This is a genomic window from Streptomyces sp. NPDC001393, from assembly GCF_053597455.1.
On sequence record NZ_JBSFIH010000040.1, the window covers coordinates 24,559 to 45,867 of the forward strand.

Annotated in this window: 20 protein-coding genes and 1 pseudogene; 16 read left to right on the forward strand and 5 right to left on the reverse strand. The window is 71.5% G+C overall.

Annotated elements, in window-relative coordinates; translation table 11 throughout:
* Positions 1-29 precede the first annotated feature (29 nt).
* The 5 genes from ACWC2T_RS32255 to ACWC2T_RS32275 are packed head-to-tail and all read left to right on the forward strand — an operon-like array spanning position 30 to position 5,615.
* On the forward strand, positions 30-1,652 hold the full coding sequence (locus ACWC2T_RS32255) for a peptide ABC transporter substrate-binding protein (protein WP_450673880.1): 1,623 nt from the start codon (positions 30-32) through the stop codon (positions 1,650-1,652).
* Positions 1,653-1,657: 5 nt separating this feature from the next.
* Complete coding sequence (locus ACWC2T_RS32260) at positions 1,658-2,581, forward strand: ABC transporter permease (protein ID WP_450673881.1); 924 nt, start codon at positions 1,658-1,660, stop codon at positions 2,579-2,581.
* Positions 2,574-3,554, forward strand: coding sequence for an ABC transporter permease (locus ACWC2T_RS32265; protein WP_450673882.1), 981 nt, complete (start codon positions 2,574-2,576; stop codon positions 3,552-3,554). The genes ACWC2T_RS32260 and ACWC2T_RS32265 overlap by 8 nt, the downstream gene beginning before the upstream one ends.
* A 23-nt stretch (positions 3,555-3,577) precedes the next feature.
* A complete protein-coding gene (locus ACWC2T_RS32270) occupies positions 3,578-4,570 on the forward strand; it encodes an ABC transporter ATP-binding protein (RefSeq protein WP_450673928.1) in 993 nt (330 codons plus the stop codon).
* Positions 4,545-5,615, forward strand: coding sequence for an ABC transporter ATP-binding protein (locus ACWC2T_RS32275; RefSeq protein WP_450673883.1), 1,071 nt, complete (start codon positions 4,545-4,547; stop codon positions 5,613-5,615). The genes ACWC2T_RS32270 and ACWC2T_RS32275 overlap by 26 nt, the downstream gene beginning before the upstream one ends.
* A 115-nt stretch (positions 5,616-5,730) precedes the next feature.
* On the opposite strand, the gene ACWC2T_RS32280 is transcribed toward ACWC2T_RS32275, so the two are convergent.
* Positions 5,731-7,869, reverse strand: a complete 2,139-nt coding sequence (locus ACWC2T_RS32280) for a prolyl oligopeptidase family serine peptidase (protein ID WP_450673884.1) — start codon at positions 7,867-7,869, stop codon at positions 5,731-5,733.
* A gap of 164 nt (positions 7,870-8,033) precedes the next feature.
* On the opposite strand from ACWC2T_RS32280, the gene ACWC2T_RS32285 reads away from it, so the two are divergent.
* Entirely contained in the window at positions 8,034-8,228 is a 195-nt protein-coding gene (locus ACWC2T_RS32285; protein WP_055707280.1) for a hypothetical protein, read from the forward strand.
* 163 nt (positions 8,229-8,391) lie between these two features.
* Here the strand turns inward: ACWC2T_RS32285 and ACWC2T_RS32290 are convergent, their stop codons facing one another.
* Both ACWC2T_RS32290 and ACWC2T_RS32295 read right to left on the reverse strand, forming a co-directional pair.
* Entirely contained in the window at positions 8,392-8,583 is a 192-nt protein-coding gene (locus ACWC2T_RS32290) for a DUF397 domain-containing protein (RefSeq protein ID WP_450673885.1), read from the reverse strand.
* Positions 8,580-9,440, reverse strand: a complete 861-nt coding sequence (locus tag ACWC2T_RS32295; RefSeq protein ID WP_450673886.1) for a helix-turn-helix domain-containing protein — start codon at positions 9,438-9,440, stop codon at positions 8,580-8,582. Before ACWC2T_RS32295 ends, ACWC2T_RS32290 begins: the two co-directional genes overlap by 4 nt.
* Positions 9,441-9,547: 107 nt before the next feature.
* Here ACWC2T_RS32295 and ACWC2T_RS32300 point away from each other — a divergent pair, with 107 nt between their 5' ends.
* The 8 genes from ACWC2T_RS32300 to ACWC2T_RS32335 all read left to right on the forward strand — a co-directional run bounded on the left by ACWC2T_RS32300 (position 9,548) and on the right by ACWC2T_RS32335 (position 17,495).
* Positions 9,548-9,970, forward strand: a complete 423-nt coding sequence (locus ACWC2T_RS32300; protein ID WP_450673887.1) for an ATP-binding protein — start codon at positions 9,548-9,550, stop codon at positions 9,968-9,970.
* Positions 9,971-10,038: 68 nt separating this feature from the next.
* Positions 10,039-10,896, forward strand: coding sequence for an N-acetyl-1-D-myo-inositol-2-amino-2-deoxy-alpha-D-glucopyranoside deacetylase (mshB, locus tag ACWC2T_RS32305; RefSeq protein ID WP_450673888.1), 858 nt, complete (start codon positions 10,039-10,041; stop codon positions 10,894-10,896).
* Positions 10,897-10,916: 20 nt separating this feature from the next.
* Complete coding sequence (locus tag ACWC2T_RS32310) at positions 10,917-11,309, forward strand: DUF6113 family protein (protein WP_450673929.1); 393 nt, start codon at positions 10,917-10,919, stop codon at positions 11,307-11,309.
* A 158-nt stretch (positions 11,310-11,467) separates the two neighbouring features.
* On the forward strand, positions 11,468-13,864 hold the full coding sequence (locus ACWC2T_RS32315; RefSeq protein ID WP_450673889.1) for a hypothetical protein: 2,397 nt from the start codon (positions 11,468-11,470) through the stop codon (positions 13,862-13,864).
* Positions 13,865-14,021: 157 nt separating this feature from the next.
* The gene (locus ACWC2T_RS32320; RefSeq protein ID WP_450673890.1) at positions 14,022-14,951 is read left to right on the forward strand and encodes an ABC transporter ATP-binding protein; all 930 of its coding nucleotides are present in this window, start codon (positions 14,022-14,024) and stop codon (positions 14,949-14,951) included.
* The gene (locus ACWC2T_RS32325) at positions 14,948-15,688 is read left to right on the forward strand and encodes an ABC transporter permease (RefSeq protein WP_450673891.1); all 741 of its coding nucleotides are present in this window, start codon (positions 14,948-14,950) and stop codon (positions 15,686-15,688) included. The genes ACWC2T_RS32320 and ACWC2T_RS32325 overlap by 4 nt, the downstream gene beginning before the upstream one ends.
* 5 nt (positions 15,689-15,693) lie before the next feature.
* Positions 15,694-16,884: a sensor histidine kinase gene (locus tag ACWC2T_RS32330; protein WP_450673930.1), complete on the forward strand. Its 1,191-nt coding sequence runs from the start codon at positions 15,694-15,696 to the stop codon at positions 16,882-16,884.
* Positions 16,881-17,495, forward strand: a complete 615-nt coding sequence (locus ACWC2T_RS32335; protein ID WP_450673892.1) for a response regulator — start codon at positions 16,881-16,883, stop codon at positions 17,493-17,495. Before ACWC2T_RS32330 ends, ACWC2T_RS32335 begins: the two co-directional genes overlap by 4 nt.
* Before the next feature lie 4 nt (positions 17,496-17,499).
* Here the strand turns inward: ACWC2T_RS32335 and ACWC2T_RS32340 are convergent, their stop codons facing one another.
* Both ACWC2T_RS32340 and ACWC2T_RS32345 read right to left on the reverse strand, forming a co-directional pair.
* Positions 17,500-18,366 (reverse strand): SirB1 family protein, encoded by an 867-nt coding sequence (locus ACWC2T_RS32340; RefSeq protein ID WP_450673893.1) that lies wholly within the window; start codon positions 18,364-18,366, stop codon positions 17,500-17,502.
* A gap of 236 nt (positions 18,367-18,602) precedes the next feature.
* Positions 18,603-19,595: pseudogene (locus ACWC2T_RS32345) on the reverse strand (GNAT family N-acetyltransferase); the annotation flags it as partial.
* 140 nt (positions 19,596-19,735) lie between these two features.
* On the opposite strand from ACWC2T_RS32345, the gene fdxA reads away from it, so the two are divergent.
* The gene (gene fdxA, locus ACWC2T_RS32350; protein WP_003998156.1) at positions 19,736-20,056 is read left to right on the forward strand and encodes a ferredoxin; all 321 of its coding nucleotides are present in this window, start codon (positions 19,736-19,738) and stop codon (positions 20,054-20,056) included.
* Between the two features lie 135 nt (positions 20,057-20,191).
* Entirely contained in the window at positions 20,192-21,283 is a 1,092-nt protein-coding gene (locus ACWC2T_RS32355; RefSeq protein WP_450673894.1) for a bifunctional succinyldiaminopimelate transaminase/glutamate-prephenate aminotransferase, read from the forward strand.
* The last annotated feature ends 26 nt before the right edge of the window (positions 21,284-21,309 follow it).

The window sequence follows — 21,309 nt, forward strand, 5'->3', positions numbered from 1 at the left end:
GTGCACCAGCGATCACGGAGGAGGCAGCCATGCGGGGTACCACGCGCGGCCGGTGGGCCGCCTGTGTGATCGCCGCCGGCCTGATGTGCGCCACCGGATGCGGGGGCGGCGCCGGATTCGGCGGACCCGGTGTGCTGACCTCCTCCTGGGGCGACCCGCAGAACCCGCTGGAGCCCGCCAACACCAACGAGGTGCAGGGCGGCAAGGTCCTCGACATGATCTTCCGGGGGCTGAAGAAGTACGACCCGAGGACCGGCAAGGCCCAGAACTGGCTCGCGGAGTCCATCCGCACCACGGACTCGCAGAACTTCACGATCAGGCTGAAGGACGGCTGGACCTTCTCCAACGGCGAGAAGGTGACCGCCCACTCCTTCGTGGACGCCTGGAACTACGGGGCGAGCCTGCGCAACAACCAGAAGGACGCCTACTTCTTCGCCTACATCGACGGCTACGCCAAGGTCCACCCCGACACCGGCACCCAGACCGCCGACACCCTGTCCGGACTCAAGGTGATCGACGACTGCACCTTCACCGTCCGGCTGGGCCAGAAGTTCTCCAGCTTCCCCGACACCCTCGGCTACACGGCCTTCGCCCCGCTGCCCCGCGCCTTCTTCACCGACCACGCCGCCTGGCTGAAGAAGCCGGTCGGCAACGGGCCGTACCAGATCGAGTCGTACACCAGGGGCTCGGCGATGAACCTGAAGAAGTGGGACGGCTACCCCGGGCCCGACAAGGCCCGGAACACCGGGGTGACCCTGCTGGTGTACACCGACAACAACACCGCCTACACCGACGTCCTGGCCGGCAACCTCGACCTGGTCGACGACGTGCCCTCCACCCAGCTCAAGAACGTCAGGACCGACCTGAACGGCCGCTACATCAACACCCCGGCCGGCATCCTGCAGACCCTCGCCTTCCCGTACTACGACCCGAAGTGGAACACCAGCGGGGCGCGCAAGGTCCGCACCGGCCTGTCCATGGCGATCAACCGCAAGCAGATCACCGACACCATCTTCCGCGGCACCCGCACCCCCGCCACCGACTGGACCTCCCCGGTCCTCGGCGCGGCCGGCGGCTACCGGCCCGGGCTGTGCGGCCACGCCTGCGACTACGACCCCGCGCAGGCCAGGAAGCTCATCCAGGAGGGCGGCGGATTCCCCGGCGGCCAGCTGAAGATCACCTACAACGCGGACACCGGCTCCCACAAGCAGTGGGTGGACGCCGTGTGCAACTCCGTCAACAACACGCTCGGCAACGACAAGGCCTGCGTGGGCAACCCGGTCGGCACCTTCGCCGACTTCCGCAACCAGATCGGGCAGCACAAGATGACCGGTCCCTTCCGGGCCGGCTGGCAGATGGACTACCCGTTGATCCAGAACTTCCTGCAGCCGCTGTACTACACGGGCGCGTCCTCCAACGACGGCAAGTGGTCGAACAGGCAGTTCGACCGGCTCGTCGACCGGGCCAACGCCGAGACCGGGCAGGCCGCGGCCGTCCGGCTGTTCCAGCAGGCCGAGGAGGTCGTCCGCGACAACATGGCGGCCATCCCGCTCTGGTACCAGAACGGCAGCGCCGGCTACACCTCCCGGCTCTCCGGCGTGGCGCTCAACCCCTTCAGCGTGCCGGTCTACAACGAGATCAAGGTCGGCTGAGCGGCATGGGGCGCTATGTCGCACGGCGGCTGCTCCAGATGATCCCCGTGTTCATCGGGTCCACCCTGCTGATCTTCCTCATGGTCAATGTGATGGGCGACCCCATCGCCGGCCTGTGCGGCGAGCGCGCCTGCGATCCGGCGACGGCCGCCCAGCTGAAGCGGGAGTTCGGCTTGGACAAGCCGCTCTGGCAGCAGTACGCGACCTACATGGGCCACCTCTTCACCGGGGACTTCGGTACGGCGTTCAACGGCCAGCCGGTCACCGAGCTGATGGGGACCGCGTTCCCCGTCACCATCCGGCTCACGATCGTCGCCATCCTCTTCGAGATCGTCATCGGTGTGACCCTGGGCGTGCTCACCGGCCTCAGGCGCGGCCGGCCCGTCGACACCGGGGTGCTGCTGGCCACCCTGGTGGTGATCTCTGTCCCCACCTTCGTGACCGGTCTGCTGCTCCAGCTGCTGCTCGGCGTCCAGTGGGGCTGGATCAGACCGTCGGTGTCGGCGTACGCGACCTTCGGCGAGCTGATCGTGCCCGGCCTGGTCCTCGCCTCCGTCTCCCTCGCCTATGTCACCCGGCTCACCCGCACCTCCATCGCGGAGAACAAGCGGGCCGACTACGTCCGTACGGCCATCGCCAAGGGCCTGCCCCGGCACCGGGTCGTCGTCCGTCATCTGCTGCGCAACTCGCTGATCCCCGTGGTCACCTTCATCGGCGCCGACATCGGCGCGCTGATGGGCGGTGCGATCGTCACCGAGCGGATCTTCAACATCCACGGCGTCGGCTTCCAGCTCTACCAGGGCATCCTGCGCCAGAACACCCAGACGGTCGTCGGCTTCGTGACGGTCCTCGTCCTCGTCTTCCTTGTCGCCAACCTCCTCGTCGACCTGCTGTACGCCGTACTCGACCCGAGGATCCGCTATGCCTGACCAGCACTACGAGCCCGAGGGGGCGATCGCCGGGACCGGCATGGGCGCCGCGATGGACCTGGGCGCGAGCGAGGCGGTCACCCTGGAGCGGACCCCGGGCGGCCCGCAGGGCACGGGCCCGGCGGGACGGCCCCGCTCCCTGTGGTCCGACGCCTGGCGGGACCTGCGCCGCAACCCGGTCTTCCTCGTCTCCGCCGTGGTGATCTGCTTCCTGGTCCTCATCTCCCTGTGGCCCTCGGCGATCGCCTCCGGCAGCCCCCTGACGTGCGACCTCGCCAGGGCCCAGGACGGCGCGGGGCCGGGCGCGCCCTTCGGGTACGACGGCCAGGGCTGCAACGTCTACACGCGCACGGTGTACGGCGCCCGTACGTCCGTCACGGTCGGCGTGCTGGCGACGCTCGGGGTGGCGGTCCTGGGCTCGGTGCTGGGCGCCCTCGCCGGCTACTTCGGCGGCGTCTGGGACTCGATCCTGTCCCGGATCACCGACATCTTCTTCGCCATCCCGGTGGTCCTGGGCGGACTGGTGCTGCTGTCGGTGGTGACGAGCAACACGGTCTGGCCGGTCATCGGCTTCATGGTGCTGCTCGGCTGGCCGCAGATCGGCCGCATCGCCCGCGGCTCGGTCATCACCGCCAAACAGAACGACTACGTCCAGGCCGCCCGCGCGCTCGGCGCCTCCGACTCCCGCATCCTGCTGCGCCACATCGCGCCGAACGCCGTGGCCCCCGTGATCGTCGTCGCGACCATCGCCCTCGGCACCTACATCGCGCTGGAGGCGACCCTGTCGTACCTCGGCGTGGGCTTGAAACCCCCCAGCGTCTCCTGGGGCATCGACATCTCCGCCGCCTCCCCCTACATCCGCAACGCCCCCCACGCCCTGCTCTGGCCCTCGGGCGCCCTGGCCGTCACGGTCCTGGCCTTCATCATGCTCGGCGACGCCGTCCGCGACGCCCTCGACCCGAAGCTGAGGTGAGGGACGTGGGAGGCGATGGCGGCGTGCTGCTCGAAGTGCGGGACCTGAAGGTGGAGTTCCGGACCCGGGACGGGGTCGCGCACGCCGTCAACGGGGTCAGTTACGAGGTGGCGGCGGGGGAGACCCTGGCCGTGCTCGGGGAGTCGGGGTCGGGCAAGTCGGTGACCGCGCAGGCCGTGATGGGCATCCTCGACACCCCGCCCGGAAGGGTCACGGGCGGCCGGATCCTGTTCCAGGGGCGGGATCTGCTCACACTGAAGGAAGAGGAGCGCAGGAGGATCCGCGGCGCCGGAATGGCGATGATCTTCCAGGACGCGCTGTCGGCCCTCAACCCCGTCATCTCCGTGGGGGACCAGCTCGGCGAGATGTTCGTCGTGCACCGCGGGATGTCGAGGAAGGACGCGCGGGACAAGGCCGTCGAGCTGATGGAGCGGGTGCGCATCCCGGGCGCCGCCCAGCGGGTGCGGGACTACCCCCACCAGTTCTCCGGCGGGATGCGCCAGCGGATCATGATCGCCATGGCGCTGGCCCTGGAACCGGCGCTGATCATCGCCGACGAACCGACGACGGCGTTGGACGTCACCGTGCAGGCCCAGGTCATGGACCTGCTCGCGGAGTTGCAGCGCGAGTACCACATGGGGCTCATCCTCATCACCCATGATCTGGGGGTCGTCGCGGACGTGGCCGACCGGATCGCGGTCATGTACGCCGGGAAGATCGTCGAGTCCGCGCCCGTCCGCGACATCTACAAGGCGCCGGCCCACCCCTACACCCGCGGCCTGCTGGACTCCATCCCGCGCCTGGACCAGAAGGGGCAGCAGCTGTACGCCATCCAGGGCCTGCCGCCGAACCTGATGCACATCCCGCCGGGCTGCTCCTTCCACCCGCGCTGCCCGATGGCGAGGGACGTCTGCCGCACCGACGAACCCCCGCTGTACGAGGTCTCCGGCACCCGCGGCAGCGCCTGCCACTTCTGGAGGGAGTGCCTCGATGGCCCCGACGACCCCGGTGACTGAGCCGATCCTCGAAGTGACCGGACTCGTCAAGCACTACCCCCTCACCCGGGGCATCCTGTTCAAGAGGCAGATCGGCGCGGTGAAGGCCGTCGACGGCGTCGACTTCACCCTCGGCAAGGGCGAAACCCTCGGCATCGTCGGCGAGTCGGGCTGCGGCAAGTCGACCGTCGCCAAGCTGCTCTGCAACCTGGAGCGGCCGACGGCGGGGTCCATCAGGTTCAAGGGCGAGGACATCACCAGGCTGTCCGGCAAGGCCCTGAAGGCCGTACGCCGCAACATCCAGATGGTCTTCCAGGACCCGTACACCTCCCTCAACCCCCGGATGACGGTCGGCGACATCATCGGGGAGCCGTACGACATCCATCCCGAGGCCGCGCCCAAGGGCGACCGCCGCCGAAGGGTCCGGGAACTGCTGGACGTGGTCGGCCTCGACCCCGAGTACGTCAACCGCTATCCGCACCAGTTCTCCGGCGGCCAGCGCCAACGTATCGGCATCGCCCGGGGGCTGGCGCTGCGCCCGGAGGTGATCGTCGCCGACGAACCGGTCTCCGCCCTCGACGTCTCGGTCCAGGCCCAGGTGATCAACCTCCTGGCCCGCCTGCAGTCGGAGTTCGACCTCTCCTATGTGTTCATCGCGCACGACCTGTCCATCGTCCGGCACATCTCCGACCGGGTGGGTGTGATGTACCTCGGGCGGATCGTGGAGATCGGCGGGGACGCCGAGATCTACGACCATCCCACGCACCCCTACACCCAGGCCCTGCTCTCGGCGGTTCCGGTGCCGGATCCCGAGGCCCGGAAACAGCGCGAGCGGATCATCCTCAGCGGAGACGTGCCGTCGCCGACCAATATCCCCTCCGGCTGCCGCTTCCGCACCCGCTGCTGGAAGGCGCAGGAACGCTGCGTCCGGGAGGTGCCGGCCCTGGCGGTACCGGCCGTCTTCCGCGACACCCCCGGCCCGGCGGCCCACGCCTCGGCCTGTCACTTCGCGGAGGAGAAGCGGGTCGTCCCGACGGAGGGGGGATACGGCAGCGGGCCGGGGTGACATGCGCACCCCGGCCCGCTTACGGCACCCGCACGGCCGTACGCTGATCAGCCTCCCGCGTCCGTATATCGGTACCGCTTCCGTGAAGTTGCCTGAGTGTTAACGCGGTTGACGGTCATTTTCCCTGTTCGGGCAGCGCACGCCGGAGGAAGTCCAGCTGCAGCCGCAGCAGGTTCTCCGCGACCGTCTCCTGCGGGGTCATGTGCGTCACCCCGGACAGCGGCAGCACCTCGTGCGGGCGCCCCGCGGCGAGCAGGGCGGAGGACAGCCGCAGGGAGTGGGCCACGACGACGTTGTCGTCCGCGAGGCCGTGAATGATCATCATCGGGCGGTGCGGCCCGGCCGCGTCGACCAGGCCCGCGTCGTCGACCAGCGAGTTACGGCGGTAGACCTCCGGCTGCTCGTCCGGGAGGCCGAGGTAGCGCTCCTGGTAGTGGGTGTCGTACAGCCGCAGATCGGTGACCGGGGCGCCGACGACGGCCGCGTGGAAGACGTCCGGGCGGCGCAGCACCGCCAGCGCCGCCAGATAGCCGCCGAAGGACCAGCCGCGGATCGCCACCCGGCCCAGGTCCAGCGGGAACTGCCCGGCGAGCGCGTGCAGCGCGTCGACCTGGTCCTGGAGCACGACGGCCGCCAGCTCGTCCCGGACCGCCTTCTCCCAGGCCGGCGAGTGCCCCGGAGTGCCGCGTCCGTCCGCCACGACCACCGCGAAACCCTGGTCGGCGAACCACTGGGAGGTGAGGTGGGGGTTGTGCGCGGCGAGCACCCGCTGGCCGTGCGGGCCGCCGTAGGGGTCCATGAGGACGGGCAGGGGAGTGTCGCCGTGGTAGTCCCGTGGCATAAGCACGGCGCACGGAATTCGGCGTGCGCCCCCCTGGGTGAGCGTCAGTCGCGGGGACAAACCGGGATCTTCGGCGTATGACCGGACACTCGCCGCCGGTTTTCCGTCACGCAGCACCTGGACACGGGTGCCCGGAGTGTCCGGCGTCGCGGACACGAGCACGGTCACGCCGCCGGCGCGCACCGCCGAGTGCACGCCGGGCTCCTGCGACACGCGCTCCACGCCCAGCTCGTTCACCCGGTACACATGGACCTGGCCGATCTCGGGCTCCGGTGCCTCGGTGCCGGCCGAGGCGGAAACCAGCACGTCGTGGTCGCCCACGTCCAGCACCGCGCGGATGTGCAACTGGGCGCTGGTCAAGGGGCGTTCGCCGACCGTCAGCACCCGCGCGCCGCCCTCGTCCGCGATCCGGACAAGCTGCCCGGACGGGCTCCAGCACGGCACTCCAGGGAAAAGTTCCAGCCAACTTGGATCTTCGTCGGCGTGCACCATCCGGGTGGCCCCCGTGTCCGGGTCCACCGCCAGGAACAGCTGGCTGCGCTGGTCCCGCGCCTGCACCAGCAACAGCGGCGCACCCGCCGCTGACCAGTGCACACGGGCCAGATACGGATAGCGGTCCCGGTCCCACGCGACCTCCGTGCGCTCCCCGTCGAGCCCCAGCACGAACAGCCGTACCTCCGCGTTGGGGGTGCCGGCGGCCGGGTACGCGATGTTGCTCGGCTCACGTTCCGGGCGGGCCGGATCGGCGATCCACCACCGCCGCACCGGCGTGTCGTCCACGCGCGCCACGAGCAGCCGGTGCCCGTCCGGGGCCCACCAGAATCCCCGCGAACGCCCCATCTCCTCGGCCGCGACGAACTCCGCGAGCCCGTAGGCGACCCGCCCCGGTCCGTCCGTGGGCTCCGGCTCGGCGAGCGCCCGGTCGCCCTCGCCCCCGGCGTCCACGACCCGCAGCGCCCCCTGTGCGACGTACGCGACATGCGTGCCGTCGGGCGACGGACGCGGGTCGATCACCGGCCCCGGGACCCGGAGTTCACGCGCCGTACCCGCCAGCAGCTCGGCCACGAAAAGCCGCCCTGACAAGGCGAAAGACGCCAACTCCAGGGCGGTGTCGGTGGCATAGCCGACGATGCCGGCACCCCCCTCCCGGCTGCGCTCCCGGCGCGCCCGCTCCTCGTCGGAGAGTTCTTCCAGGGCGCCGCCGAGCAGGGCGCCGGGATCGGCCGCCAGGCGCTCCGCGCCCTCAGGAAGGTCCATGATCCACAGGGAGTTGGCCCGGTCGGTGCCGGAGCCGGAGCGCAGGAACGCGACACGCGTACCGTCGGGTGCCACCGTGAACGCGCGCGGCGCGCCGAGCGTGAACCGCTGCGTCCGGGCGTGCCGACGGGGGAAGGAGTCAGACTCGGTCGTCATACCCCGACCATATTGGCCATGCGCCCCCTTGTGCGGCCGTGCGCCGAGCGATGCGCAAGCACGGATAGTTATGATCACTACCGCTGTGTGGGTATGAACCTGCTGGCGTCTGCATGGATTTGCTCAACTGATCTAGATCTGGCGATCTTTGGAGGTGAGCCGCCGTGGCACTCTCGATTTCGGCGGTGGTGCTGCTGGCGATCATCGTCTTCCTGTTGATCAAGAAGTCGGGGCTGAAGGGCGGCCATGCGCTCGTCTGCATGCTGCTCGGCTTCTACCTCGCCTCCTCGACCGTCGCCCCCACGATCAGCCAGCTGACGACCAACGTCGCGAGCATGATCAGCAGCATCAAGTTCTGACACGGGTCCCGGAGCCGTCACGGCGCTCTGCCGGGCGCCTGCTGTGTGGTTGCCCTAGGGCCGCTGTGGCCCAGCCCGGCACCGGGCCCTGGGGTGGGCTGGTCGGACGCCGTCGACTGAGGGGCGCGCTCGCGTCTCGCCTGCACGCCGGGCGGCCCAAGGCTCACTTGCGAACGCCGGCCACGAAGACCGACCAGGCCTCCGGTGCGAGTGCCAGCTGGGGGCCGGTGGAGTTCTTGGAGTCGCGGACGTGGATGGCGCGGGGTGCTATCGCGACCTCGACACAGGAGTCGCCGTCAGGGCCATCGCTGTAGCTGCTCTTGAACCATGCCAGTTCGGAGGCCTTGCGGATCATGTTTCTCCCAGCAGTCGTTCGATGAGGGCCAGTGACTCCCCGGGCGGAAGAGCCTGGGCCCGGATGGTCCCGTACCGCAGTTCGAGAACGCGCAGCTCCTTGAGGTTCGAGATCGGGCGGCCGTTGAATGCGCCGTCGGCGCGTCCCACCGCCGTGCCGTCCTCGAACTTCAGCAACTCGATCCTGCCGCTCATGCCAGGGTGCGGTGGGCTGTCCAACGGCATGACTTGAAGCGTGACGTTGTTCAACCGTCCCATCGCCAGCAGGTGCTCGAACTGTTGTCGCCGCACCATTGTGCCCCCAACCTTCCGGCGCAGGGTCGCCTCCTCCAGGACGAAACCGAGGGCCGGAGCAGGCGACCGCTCGAAAATGGACTGCCTGGCCATGCGGGCGGCCACTCGCCGTTCCAGGTCCTCCGGCGTGTAGGCGGGCAGCCAGCACTCCAGCAACGCTCGCGCATGCTCGGGTGTCTGCAACAGGCCAGGGATGCTGCTGCAGACGTACACGCCGAGCTCGACCGCCCTGGCCTCCGACTCCGCCAGGTCCCGCACCTTCTTCGGATACCTGACCTTCTCCACGTCCTCCTTCATCGCGGCGATCAGCCCACCCGCCCCCAACACCCTGTCGGCCTTGTCCAGATACTCCGGCCGGGGAATCCGCTTGCCACCCTCGATCTTGTAGACCATGTCCTCGCCGTAGCCGACGGCCTTGGCGAAGTCGCCGGCCTTCATCCCCACCGCCTCCCGGCGCAGCCTCAGCTGGCGTCCGACCGTGGCGATGACCGCGACACCCCACTCGTCGTCCGGATCCACCTCCCAACCCGGCTCGTCCGCCTCGCCGTTGACCTCGACCGTCATCCACCCCTCCTGACACGCCCCGACACACCGGACAACCCCCGGACAGTTACCCTACGCAACCGCCCAGTCACTCATCACGGTAAGCGGGTCCGGCCACTCTGAGTGACGTGAACCAGAAAATCGCCGAGACGAACTCCCAGCTCGACGGCACCATCCCGAACTTCACCGTCCTGCTGTCCTGCACCCCGCGCGGCGCCCGCCTGGCCCGGCTGCTCGCGGCGGACCGGCTCCGGAGCTGGGGTCTGCCCACCGAGCCCGCGACGCTCGTCGTGGCCGAGCTGGCGGCCAACGCCGCGACCCACGGCCGTCTGCCCGGCCGCAGCTTCCGGCTCACGCTCTACGTGGTCGGGCGCACCCTGCGGATCGAGGTCACGGACACGCGTGGTGACCGGCTGCCCAGGCTCGGGGCGGTGGACGCGCACGCCGAGTCCGGCCGTGGCCTGCTCCTGGTGGACGCGCTGGCCGACCGCTGGGACGTCGCGGAGGGCCGGTTCCCGCGCAAGACCGTCTGGGCCGAACTGCGCCTTTGAGGTCGCCCGATCTCGTCCGGTCCCGCCCAAGGCGCGGCAAGGGCGTCGTCGCCTCGTAGGGTGGACCCATGACGGAACTCCCCGCCCGGCGTCTCCTCCTGGTGCACGCGCACCCGGACGACGAGTCGATCAACAACGGCGCCACCATGGCCAGGTACGCGGCCGAGGGTGCGCACGTCACCCTGGTCACCTGCACCCTCGGGGAGCGGGGCGAGGTCATCCCGCCGGAGCTGCGGCATCTGACCGGGCCCGCGCTGGGTGCGCACCGGCGCGGGGAGCTGGCCGGCGCCGTGCGCGCGCTGGGGGTGACGGACGCCCGGCTGCTGGGCGGCGCGGGGCGGTACGGCGACTCCGGAATGATGGGCATTCCGGACAACGAGGACCCCGGCTGCTTCTGGCAGGCCGACGTCGACGCCGCCGCCGGACAGCTCGCCGAGGTGATCCTGGAGGTTCGCCCCCAGGTTCTCGTGACGTACGACGACCACGGCGGCTACGGCCACCCGGACCACATCCAGGCCCACCGCGTCGCCATGCGCGCCGTCGAGCTGGCGGACGAGCGCGGGCACCGGATCGACAAGGTCTACTGGAACCGCGTCCCGCGCTCCGTCGCCGAGGCCGCCTTCGCCCGGCTCCAGGACGAGCTGGCCGTACTGCCCTTCGAGAAGAGCGCCAGCGTGGCGGACGTACCCGGCGTGGTCGACGACGAGCGGGTCACCACCAGCGTGGACGGGAGCGCCTTCGCCGCCGCCAAGGCCGCCGCGATGCGCGCCCACGTCACCCAGATCGAGGTGGCCGAGCCCTACTTCGCACTCTCCAACGAACTGGCCCAGCCGCTGTTCACCACCGAGTACTACGAACTGGTGCGCGGCGAGGCCCGGCCCGGGGAGACCGACCTGTTCGCGGGCATCGAGGAGGCGGGGGCGTGAGCGGCAACGGACAGGGCTCGATGCTCGCCCAGCCGCTCGGGCGGCCCTCGGCCGGACGGATCGCCGCCTATGCCGGCCTTTTCCTGCTCGGTGCCGTCATCGCCGCCGCCGGCACCCTCGTCCAGGCCGCCTGGTTCCCCGGCGGGCTGCTGCTCGCCCTCGCGGGCGCGGCCGGGCTGTTCCTCGGCGGGGCGTACGCCACGGGCGGCCGGGGCGGGGCGGTCGCACCGGTGGTGGGCTGGATCATCACGGTCATCTTCCTCACCACCGCGCGCCCGGAAGGCGACTTCCTGTTCGGCGCGGGACTCGGCTCCTACCTCTTCCTGCTCGGCGGTATGGCCCTTGCTGTGATCTGTGCCACCCTGGGCGCCGGGCGGCAACCTCAGGGCGGTCCCGCCCGACTTGGCAAGTGACGTACCACTTCGCGGTGCGGCGCACGTGCGAGTCCGGTGTGGGTTTCCTCAGCGGTCCTGGGATGAGCGCGAGAAGTGGCCAGTATGGTGGTGCGCGCCGCCGAGCCGCCCGAGCAGTCAGGTCGTAACGGCGGCGGAGCCAACTGGGAGAACCTGCCTTGAGTCGTGAAACTGACACTCCGTCCTCCGGGCCCAACGGGCGCGGCGGAGCCGCATACCCCTCTGGCACGCCGCCGTACGGGACCCCCATGGCTTCCGACGACGGCACGGACGCCGGCCGTTCGGCCACGCGGCCGGAGGAGAAGAAGACCGAGACCACGCTGACGACCAGGATCCGGATCAACATCCCCGGATCCAGGCCCATCCCGCCGGTCGTCGTGCGCAAGCCCGTCGGGGACACCGACGGCGCCGGGGACGAGGCGCCCGCCCGCGACACGCGGCCCGCGGCCGACCGGACGGCCCCCGGCGCCGCCGAGCCCCCCGCCGAGTCGGCGGCCCAGGCCGAGGACAAGACCAGCGACTGGTTCGCGCCCCGCAAGTCCTCCGCCGGAAAGGGCGGTCCGGGCGGTGGCGGTACGAACGGGACCGGCACGTCCGGCGGTTCCACCACTGCCCCCGGCACGTCGGGCACCCGTCCGGGTGGTCCGGGAGCGTCCGGTACGTCCGGTACCACCGGCGCACGCTCCGGTGGACGTCCCGGCGGTGTGGTCGGCGCCATGAGCGTCCCCGGCGCCACCCGCTCCGGCTCCGGCAACGGCAAGGGCCTGCCCGGCGCCACCGGCGGCCCCGTCGCCCCCGGACACGGCGGCGGCACCGGCTCCTTCGACGTGACCGAGGCGCTGAACGCGGGCCCGCTGGCGGGCGGCTCCCGACCCGGCGCGCCGGGCGGCGAACCGCGCCGCGACGACCTGCCGTACTTCTCGGAGAACGGCGGTCAGGACGGCTTCGACGGCACGGGCACGGCCGGTGCGGGCGGCCAGGACGGCTTCGGCGGCACCCCGGGCGCGAACGGCCAGAACGGTTTCTCCGGCACCCCCGGCGCGAACGGCCTCGGCGGCCTCGGCGGCCCCGGTGGTCCCAGCGGCTTCAACGGCCCGCACGGCCACGGCGGTCCCGGCGGTCCGCAGGGCCCGGCCGGCCCCACCAGCGGCCCGGTCACCGGCGACGGCCCCCTCGTCCCCTCGGCCGGCGAACCCTTCGACGGCCTGTCCGGTACGGGCGGTTACGGCGGCCAGGGCACCCCGTCCGGGCGGCCCCCGCGCAGCGCCCTCGCCGACATCGCCGACCTCGAAGGGCCCGCCGGCCTCGGCCGCCCGGGCGGCGGCCCCGGTGCCCCGGCGGCCGGCCCCGGTCCCACCGGTCTCGGGCCGGGCGGCGGGCTCAGCGACGACACCGCGATCCTCACCCCGCAGAAGCCGGCCCCCGAACCGGGCACGCCCGGCTACCGCCCGGACAACGTCTCCGGACACACCGTCACCAGCGGCATCCCGGTCGTCCCCGGGGCCGGCGACTCCCCGTTCAGCGGCACCCCAGCCGGCGGCACGGCCCCGCAGGCCCCGTCCCGCCCGGAGCCGTCCGGCGCGCCCAAGGCGCAGGCCAAGCCGAAGAAGAAGGGCCGCAGCAAGCTGGTGCTGCTGGGCGCCGGCGTGGTCGTCGTCGCGGGCGGTGCCTACGGCGCCGGACTGCTGATGAACCACACCGACGTGCCCAAGGGCACCACGGTCCTGGGCGTGGACATCGGCGGCGGCACCCGAGACGACGCCGTCAAGAAGCTCGACGACGCCTTCGGCGGCCGGGTGAACAAGCCGCTGAAGCTCTCCGTCGGCGGCAACACGGTCAGCATCACCCCGGAGAACGCCGGTCTCCAGTTCGACTTCCAGGCCACCGTGAGCAAGGCCGCGACCAGTGACTACAACCCGGTCCACGTCATTGGCTCGCTCTTCGGGCAGAAGCGGGTGATCGACCCCGAGATGCCGGTGGACCAGGAGAAGCTCCAGGCCGCCCTTCAGCAGGCCGGCGGCGGCTCCGGCTCGGTCGTCGAGGGCGGCATCCAGTTCAAGCCGGGCCGGGCGGTCGCCGTCTACGGCAAGGCGGGCAAGGCCATCGACGCCGCCGGGTCGACCCAGGCGGTCGAACAGGCCTACCGCACCCTGGTGGAGACGGACACGGCGACCCCGGTCACCGTCCCGACGACCACCAAGCAGCCGACGGTGTCGAACGCGGCGGTCGACCAGGAGATGAAGCTCTTCGCGAAACCGGCGATGTCGGCCAAGGTGACCGTGACGGCGGGCGCGGGCCACGTCCTGGCGATGAGCCCGGAGAAATCGCTCTGGAAGTTCCTCAGGGTGGTGCCCACTTCGGACGGCAAGCTGGTCGACAAGCCCGACCTGAACGCCCTGAAGCAGCTCTACGGCGGCGCCTTCGACGGTGTGCTCATCACCCGCGGCAACGGCAGCAAGACGCCCGTCACCCCGCAGGACGTCTATGTCGCCCTGCGCCAGGCCCTGATGAGCACGACCAACCGGGTCGCGGTCATCTCGACCCACCCGAGTTAGCCGAGCCACACCCGACAGGGGGCGTCCGGCGTTCGGCCGGCGCCCCCTTCGGCATGCCCGGCACCCGGCGTCACCCGAACGGCATGACATCTGTCATCCGGCACTCAGGACCCCCGACACTGCCGGGCCCCGGCCCCGAGCCGCGACCATGGACGCCATGACGACAACTGCGGCACCGGCCACCACCACCCCGGTGGTCGGCTTCGACCAGGTGAGCAAGACCTACGGCAGCGTACGGGCCGTCGACGGGCTCTCGCTCCGGCTGTACCCGGGCGAGACCGTCGCCCTCCTCGGCCCGAACGGGGCCGGCAAGTCCACCACCCTCGACCTGCTCCTCGGCCTCAAGCAGCCCGACGGCGGCACGGTGAGCCTCTTCGGCGGCACTCCGCGCGAGGCGATCGTCGCCGGACGGGTCGGCGCGATGCTGCAGAGCGGCGGACTGATGGACGAGGTCACCGTCGAGGAACTGGTCAAGCTGGGGTGCTCGCTGCACCCGAAGCCGTACAAGGCCGCGGACGTCATGGCCCGCGCGGGCATCGCGCAGATCGCCGACCGCAAGGTCAACAAGCTCTCCGGCGGCCAGGCCCAGCGGGTCCGCTTCGCCCTCGCCACCGCGGGCGACAGCGACCTGATCATCCTGGACGAGCCGACCACCGGCATGGACGTCTCCGCCCGCCAGGCCTTCTGGGCCACCATGCGCGAACAGGCCGACCAGGGCCGTACCGTCCTCTTCGCGACCCACTACCTCGAAGAGGCCGACGCCATCGCCGACCGGGTCCTGGTGCTGCACCGCGGCCGGCTCCTCGCCGACGGCACCGCCGCCGAGATCAAGGCCAAGGCCGGCGCCCGCCGGGTCTCCTTCGACCTGGAGGGCGGGATCGACGAGGCCGCCCTGCGCGCCCTGCCGTTCCTGACCTCGATGGACGTCTCGGGACAGACCGTCCGCATCCAGTCGTCCGACGCCGACGCCACCGTGCACGCCCTGTACGGCCTCGGTGTCTACCCCCGCAATCTCGAAGTCGCCGGTCTCGGTCTGGAGCAGGCCTTCGTCGCCATCACGCAGGCCGAGGAGGCCAAGCAGTCATGAACGCCCTGATCAAGCTGGAACTGGCGCGTGCCCTGCGCAACAAGAAGTTCCTGTTCTTCTCGGTGCTCTACCCCACGGCCCTCTTCCTGATCTTCTCCAGCAGCTCCGGCTCGAACCAGAAGGTCGACGGCACCGGCCTGACCGTCGCCACCTACCTGATGGTCTCCATGGCCTCCTTCGGCGCCCTGACCGCCGTCCTCATGGGCAACAGCGAGCGCATCGCCAAGGAACGCGAGAACGGCTGGGTACGGCAGCTGCGGCTGACCACGCTGCCCGGTCGCGGCTACGTCATCGCCAAGACCGCCAGCGCCGCCGTGGTGAGCCTGCCGTCCATCGTCGTGCTGTTCATCGCCGCCGCCGCGATCAAGCACGTCCACCTGGACGCCTGGCAGTGGCTCGCCCTCACCGGGATCATCTGGGCCGGCAGCCTCGTCTTCGCCGCGCTCGGCGTCGCCCTCGGCTACCTCGCGAGCGGTGACGCGGTCCGCCCCCTCACGATGATCATCTACTTCGGCCTGTCCATCCTCGGCGGCCTGTGGATGCCGACCACCACCTTCCCGAAGGTTCTGCAGGACATCGCGAAGTGGCTGCCCACGCACGCGTACGCTGCACTGGGGCGGTCGATCGAACAGAGCCAGGCCCCGCACGCGACGGACGTCGCCGTCCTCGCCGTGTACTTCGTCCTCTTCGCGGGCGGCGCAGCCTGGCTGTACCGGAAGGACACGCTGAAGGCGTGAGCGCGATGACGGAAGACCCGCAGGCCCGCGAGCGGCGGCCGGATCACCAGGTGCGGATCGGCCAGGGGCCGCGCAACCGGCGCGAGATCGTGGTCAAGTCGCTGTGGATCGGGGTCTGGCTGATCTTTCTCAGCTCCCCGGTCCAGGATCTGACCAGCGGCCGGCACAGCACGGGCGGCACGGTGGCGGGCGCGCTCGGCCTGACCGCCTTCGTCGTCACCTACCTGTCGCTGGTCTTCCGCAACATGGGGCGGCCCTTCGCGCCGAGGATCGTCGTCTCGATGATCTCGGTCATGGCCGTCCTCGCTCCCCTCCTGGTCTACACCCTCGGTCCCGCCTGGCTCGGCCTGTTCGTCTACCTCTCCGTCGCCTGCGGGGCCACCATGCCGGTCCGGGCCGCGTTCTGGGCGATCCCCGGGGCGACCGTGGCGATGGTCCTCGTCGGACTGCACTGGCACGAGAAGCCGGACGTGACCCTGCTCCTCGTCCCGATGATCGGGTTCGCGATGATCGGCGTCGGCCAACTGGTCCGTACGACCATCGAGTTGCGCAAGGCCCGGGCCACCGTCGCCCAGCTCGCCGCGAACGAGGAGCGGCTGCGGCTCGCCCGTGACCTGCACGACCTGCTCGGCCACTCGCTCTCCCTGATCACGCTGAAGAGCGAGCTGGCCGGCCGGATGCTGCCGGACCACCCCGACAAGGCGGCCCAGCAGGTCGCCGACATCGAACAGGTCAGTCGGCAGGCCCTGGTCGACGTACGGGAGGCGGTCACCGGCTACCGGCGCCCCAGGCTCGCCGCCGAACTCGCCGGCACCCAGGTCGCCCTGACCGCCGCCGGCGTCAGCGCCGAACTGCCCGCCGAGCCCGATCTCCACGGCGTCCCCGAGGAGTCCGAGTCCGCGCTCGCCTGGGCGCTGCGCGAGGCGGTCACCAACGTGGTCCGGCACAGCGGCGCGGACACGTGCCGCGTCCAGCTCACCCACCGCCAGACCCTGGACGGCGCGCTGCTCGAACTCTCGGTCGAGGACAACGGATCCGGCGGCTCCGGCGGCGGACCCGGCAACGGTCTGACCGGCCTCACCGAGCGCCTGGAGAAGGCCGGCGGCACCCTGGAGGCGGGCCGGATCAAGCACGGGTTCCGGCTGGTCGCCCGCGTCCCCGCGGCCCCTGCGGGGCACGTAGGATCCGGGGCATGACGAGCACGATCAAGGTTCTCCTGGCCGAGGACCAGTCGATGGTCCGCGAGGCCCTGGCCGCGCTGCTCGGCCTGGAGGAGGACATCGAGGTCGTCGCCCAGGTCGCGCGCGGGGACCAGGTGCTGGCGGCCGTCGGCGCGCACGGCGTGGACGTGGCGCTGCTCGACATCGAGATGCCCGGCTGCACCGGTATCGAGGCTGCCGCCCAGGTCCACCGGGAGTTCCCGCAGGTCAAGCTGGTCGTGCTGACGACCTTCGGGCGCCCCGGCTATCTGCGCAGCGCCATGGAGGCCGGCGCCGACGCCTTCCTCGTCAAGGACGCCCCGGCCGCCCAGCTCGCCGAGGCGATCCGCAAGGTGCTGTCCGGCGAGCGGGTCATCGACCCCACGCTCGCCGCCGCCGCGCTCGCCGAGGGCGCCAACCCGCTCACCGAGCGCGAACGCGAGGTGCTCCGCGCGGCCGCCGACGGCTCCACCAACGCCGAACTGGCCAAGACCCTCCACCTCTCCCAGGGCACGGTCCGCAACTACCTCTCCACGGCCATCCAGAAACTGGCGGTACGGAACAGGGCGGAGGCGGTGCGCACGGCGCGGGAGAAGGGCTGGCTCTGAGAGGTCAGTTGAGCATCGCGCGAGCGGTATGGGCCTGTTGCCGTACCTTCAACGCGGCCGGCTCGTCCACCACCTCGATCAGGTCGGCGTAGTACTCCAGCTCCTTGGCTCCTGACCTGAACTCCCCGCGCTGCACCAGCAGTTGGCCCTTCTCGTAGCGCAGCCGCGCCGGATGCGCGGGGACCAGCAGGGCCAGCTCCACGGCCCACAGCGCCACGTCCGACCGCTCGGGCCGGGCCGCGGCCCACGCGCGGATGTTGTTCAGGATCCGCTGGACGACCTCCAGCGGCGTGGCCGGCTCCAGCATGGAGGGCTCCAGCGGCGCGCCCGTGGCCCCCACCACGAGCAGCTCCGCGTCGGTCCCGGTCAGCACCCGCCCGCCGTCGAACGGATCGGCCAGCACCTGCTCCTCGGCCGGGCCGAACCCCACCACGAAGTGCCCCGGCAGCGCGACCCCGTACACCGGAGCCCCGGCCCGCCGCGCGACCTCCAGCCACACCACCGACAGCAGGATCGGCAGCCCGCGCCGCCGCCGCAGCACCTCGTGCAGCAGGGAGGACTCCAGCCGCTGGTAGTCGCCGGGCGTGCCGTGGAAGCCGTAGCGCGCCCCGAGCAGCCGCCGTACGGCCTCCGCCCACGCGTGCGGCCCGCCCGGCCGGTACGGCAGCTCGCCCGCCAGCCGGTCCAGCTCCAGCTGGGCCGCGTCGATCCCGGCCTCGTCCAGCGTGCCGTCCCCCTCGGCGCCGATCAGCAGGCACAGCGCCGACAGATCCGGCCGCTCGGACCGGGCCTCCTCCGCGAACCTGCGGCGCAGCTCGGCCGACCGCTCCGGCGGGGGCGGGTACGGCGGCGGCAGATACGGGTGACGCATGCCAGGCTCATGCCCTTCCACAGGCGGTTCTACGACCGACCCGGCCGGGAATCGTCCGGCACCCGACCTCCGGCCGCGGGGAGCACCGGTTCCCGGCGGCCGGCGGGTGTGGCGGGGTGACTCCGCCGGCCCGGTGCACCCATGGCCGTTTCTCGATCATCGGTGGATGCTTCCGTCGGCCGGTTCCGGGCCGCGGACCCGCCCGTCTCGTCGTGCCGCTTCTCGGACGTCGCCTCGGCCGGCGCCCGGTAATGGTGGTACGCGTGGTGCGGCGTGAAGCCCAGTGCGGCGTACAGGGCCCGCGCCGCCTCGTTGTCCGTCTCGACCTGCAGCCAGGCCGCCGACGCGCCCTCGTCCAGCGCCCGCCGGGCCAGCGCGGCCATCACCTCGGTGGCGAGCCCCTCCCGGCGCCGCCAGGGATCCACCTCGACCGCCGCGAACCCGGCCCACCGCCCGTCCACGACACACCGCCCGATCGCCGCGGGCGGCGCCTCCCCGGCACCGGGCACGGTCGCGAACCACACCGACGGACCGGCGCCGAGCACCCGCAGGGCCACCTCGCTCACCCCCTTGCGCTGGTACCGGGCGAGCCACGCCTCGTCCGCCCGCCGCGACAGCACCACACCGCTGCCCTCGGCCCGGTCCGCGACCGGCGCCAGGGCACCGGTCCACACCTCGGCGGTCACCTCCCGCACCCAGCCGCGCCGCTCCAGCTCCGCGCACAGCAGCTCCTGCGTGCCCTCGGCTCCGGTGGCCGTCTGGACGTAGGCGGGCAGGCCGCGCTCGCCGTACCAGCGTCGTACGGCGGCGAGGGCCGCGTCGAGGGGAAGGCCGGGGTCGCCGAGCGGCAGCACGCTGTTGGCCCGCCGGGTGAAGCCGCCAGAGGCCCGCAGGACCCACTCGCCGAGCCGCTCGGTCTCCAGCGGCTGCCAGCCACGCGAGGTGACGGGTGCCAGTTCCGCGTAGGAGGCGGCGGGTCCACGGCGGCGCGCGGGAGCGGCCGGTACCACCTTGCCCGCGACCAGCGCGGACTCGGCGATCCGGACGCTCTGCCCGTCCCGCCGTGTGATCATGAGCACGCCGTTGTCCCATGATGTGAGAACACCCACCGTGTCGGTGAACTTCTCCGGCGCCGCTCCAGGTTCCCTCAACCGCCGTACCGACACCCGTTTTCCCACGTCAGCAGGGGTGATACGGACTTCCAGGCGTCCTGCAGCCGAGATTTCCACTGGTCAGTTCACCCCTCCTGTTCGGATCATGCTCCGGAACGGAGATACTAGGGGCGGGCATCGACGACGCCGCGCTCCCGCGCGCCAGGCGGCGGAGCCTGAGGAGGCCCGCCAGCGCCCTATCGAGGAGGAACGACAGCGTGACCTACGTCATCGCGCAGCCTTGTGTCGACGTCAAGGACAAGGCGTGCATCGAGGAGTGCCCGGTCGACTGCATTTACGAGGGCTCCCGGTCCTTGTACATCCACCCGGACGAATGCGTCGACTGTGGTGCCTGTGAGCCGGTCTGCCCGGTCGAGGCGATCTTCTACGAGGACGACGTCCCGGAGGAGTGGAAGGACTACTACAAGGCGAACGTCGAGTTCTTCGACGAGCTCGGCTCTCCCGGCGGTGCCAGCAAGCTGGGGCTGATCGAGCGCGACCACCCCTTCGTCGCCGCGCTGCCGCCGCAGGCCGAGTGACCGTCTGAGCGCCAAGCGGCGCCCGCAAGCCGCGCCGCCTCGGTCCCGTACGGCCCGATCAGCCTCCGCAGGACTGATCACCGCCGTACGGGACCGAGGCGTTTGCCGCACCGTACGAAAGTGAGCCTGATTCCCGTGTCCGCAGTCTCCGACCGCCTGCCGACCTTCCCCTGGGACAAGCTGGAGCCGTACCGGAAGACGGCCGCCGCACACCCGGACGGGATCGTCGACCTCTCCGTGGGCACCCCGGTCGACCCGGTGCCCGAACTGATCCAGAAGGCCCTCATCGACGCGGCCGACTCCCCGGGCTATCCCACCGTGTGGGGCACCCCGGCGCTGCGCGACGCGATCACCGGCTGGCTGGAGCGCCGGCTCGGCGCCCGCGACCTCACCCACCGCCATGTCCTGCCGGTCGTCGGCTCCAAGGAACTGGTGGCCTGGCTGCCCACCCAGCTGGGCCTCGGCCCCGGCGACAGGGTGGCCTACCCGCGCCTCGCCTACCCGACGTACGAGGTCGGCGCCCGCCTGGCCCGCGCGGACTACGAGGTCTACGACGACCCGCGCGACCTGGACCCGGCGAACCTGAAGCTGCTCTGGCTGAACTCCCCGTCCAACCCGACGGGCAAGGTGCTGTCGAAGCAGGAGCTGACGGACATCGTGGCCTGGGCCCGCGCCCACGACGTCCTGCTGTTCTCCGACGAGTGCTACCTGGAGCTGGGCTGGGAGGCCGACCCGGTCTCCGTCCTGCACCCGGACGTCAACGGCGGCTCCTACGACGGCATCGTGGCCGTCCACTCGCTCTCCAAGCGCTCCAACCTGGCCGGCTACCGCGCGGCCTTCGTCGCCGGCGACCCGGCCGTCCTGGGCCCGCTGCTGGAGATCCGCAAGCACGGCGGCATGATGACCCCGGCGCCCACCCAGGCGGCGGTGGTGGCGGCCCTCGGCGACGACGAGCACGTCCGCATCCAGCGCGAGCGCTACGCCGCCCGCCGCGAGGCCCTGCGGGCCGCCCTGCTGGGCCACGGCTTCCGCATCGAGCACAGCGAGGCGAGCCTGTACCTCTGGGCCACCCGCGACGAGTCCTGCTGGACCACGGTCGCCCACCTCGCCGACCTGGGCATCCTCGTCGCCCCCGGCGACTTCTACGGCGAGGCGGGCGAGACGTTCGTACGGGTGGCCCTGACGGCGACGGACGAACGCATCCAGGCGGCGGTCGGCCGTCTGTGATCCGGGACCGCCGCCTGTGACCCAGG

What these genes read in the sequence shown, in the direction of transcription:
- ACWC2T_RS32335 (WP_450673892.1), top strand. Translation starts at nt 16,881, where the DNA reads ATGACGAGCACGATCAAGGTTCTCCTGGCCGAGGACCAGTCGATGGTC.
- ACWC2T_RS32265 (WP_450673882.1), top strand. Translation starts at nt 2,574, where the DNA reads ATGCCTGACCAGCACTACGAGCCCGAGGGGGCGATCGCCGGGACCGGC.
- ACWC2T_RS32310 (WP_450673929.1), top strand. Translation starts at nt 10,917, where the DNA reads ATGCTCGCCCAGCCGCTCGGGCGGCCCTCGGCCGGACGGATCGCCGCC.
- ACWC2T_RS32280 (WP_450673884.1), bottom strand. Translation starts at nt 7,869, where the DNA reads ATGACGACCGAGTCTGACTCCTTCCCCCGTCGGCACGCCCGGACGCAG.
- ACWC2T_RS32325 (WP_450673891.1), top strand. Translation starts at nt 14,948, where the DNA reads ATGAACGCCCTGATCAAGCTGGAACTGGCGCGTGCCCTGCGCAACAAG.
- ACWC2T_RS32330 (WP_450673930.1), top strand. Translation starts at nt 15,694, where the DNA reads ATGACGGAAGACCCGCAGGCCCGCGAGCGGCGGCCGGATCACCAGGTG.
- ACWC2T_RS32260 (WP_450673881.1), top strand. Translation starts at nt 1,658, where the DNA reads ATGGGGCGCTATGTCGCACGGCGGCTGCTCCAGATGATCCCCGTGTTC.
- ACWC2T_RS32340 (WP_450673893.1), bottom strand. Translation starts at nt 18,366, where the DNA reads ATGCGTCACCCGTATCTGCCGCCGCCGTACCCGCCCCCGCCGGAGCGG.
- ACWC2T_RS32295 (WP_450673886.1), bottom strand. Translation starts at nt 9,440, where the DNA reads ATGACGGTCGAGGTCAACGGCGAGGCGGACGAGCCGGGTTGGGAGGTG.
- ACWC2T_RS32275 (WP_450673883.1), top strand. Translation starts at nt 4,545, where the DNA reads ATGGCCCCGACGACCCCGGTGACTGAGCCGATCCTCGAAGTGACCGGA.
- ACWC2T_RS32290 (WP_450673885.1), bottom strand. Translation starts at nt 8,583, where the DNA reads ATGATCCGCAAGGCCTCCGAACTGGCATGGTTCAAGAGCAGCTACAGC.
- ACWC2T_RS32255 (WP_450673880.1), top strand. Translation starts at nt 30, where the DNA reads ATGCGGGGTACCACGCGCGGCCGGTGGGCCGCCTGTGTGATCGCCGCC.
- ACWC2T_RS32320 (WP_450673890.1), top strand. Translation starts at nt 14,022, where the DNA reads ATGACGACAACTGCGGCACCGGCCACCACCACCCCGGTGGTCGGCTTC.
- mshB (WP_450673888.1), top strand. Translation starts at nt 10,039, where the DNA reads ATGACGGAACTCCCCGCCCGGCGTCTCCTCCTGGTGCACGCGCACCCG.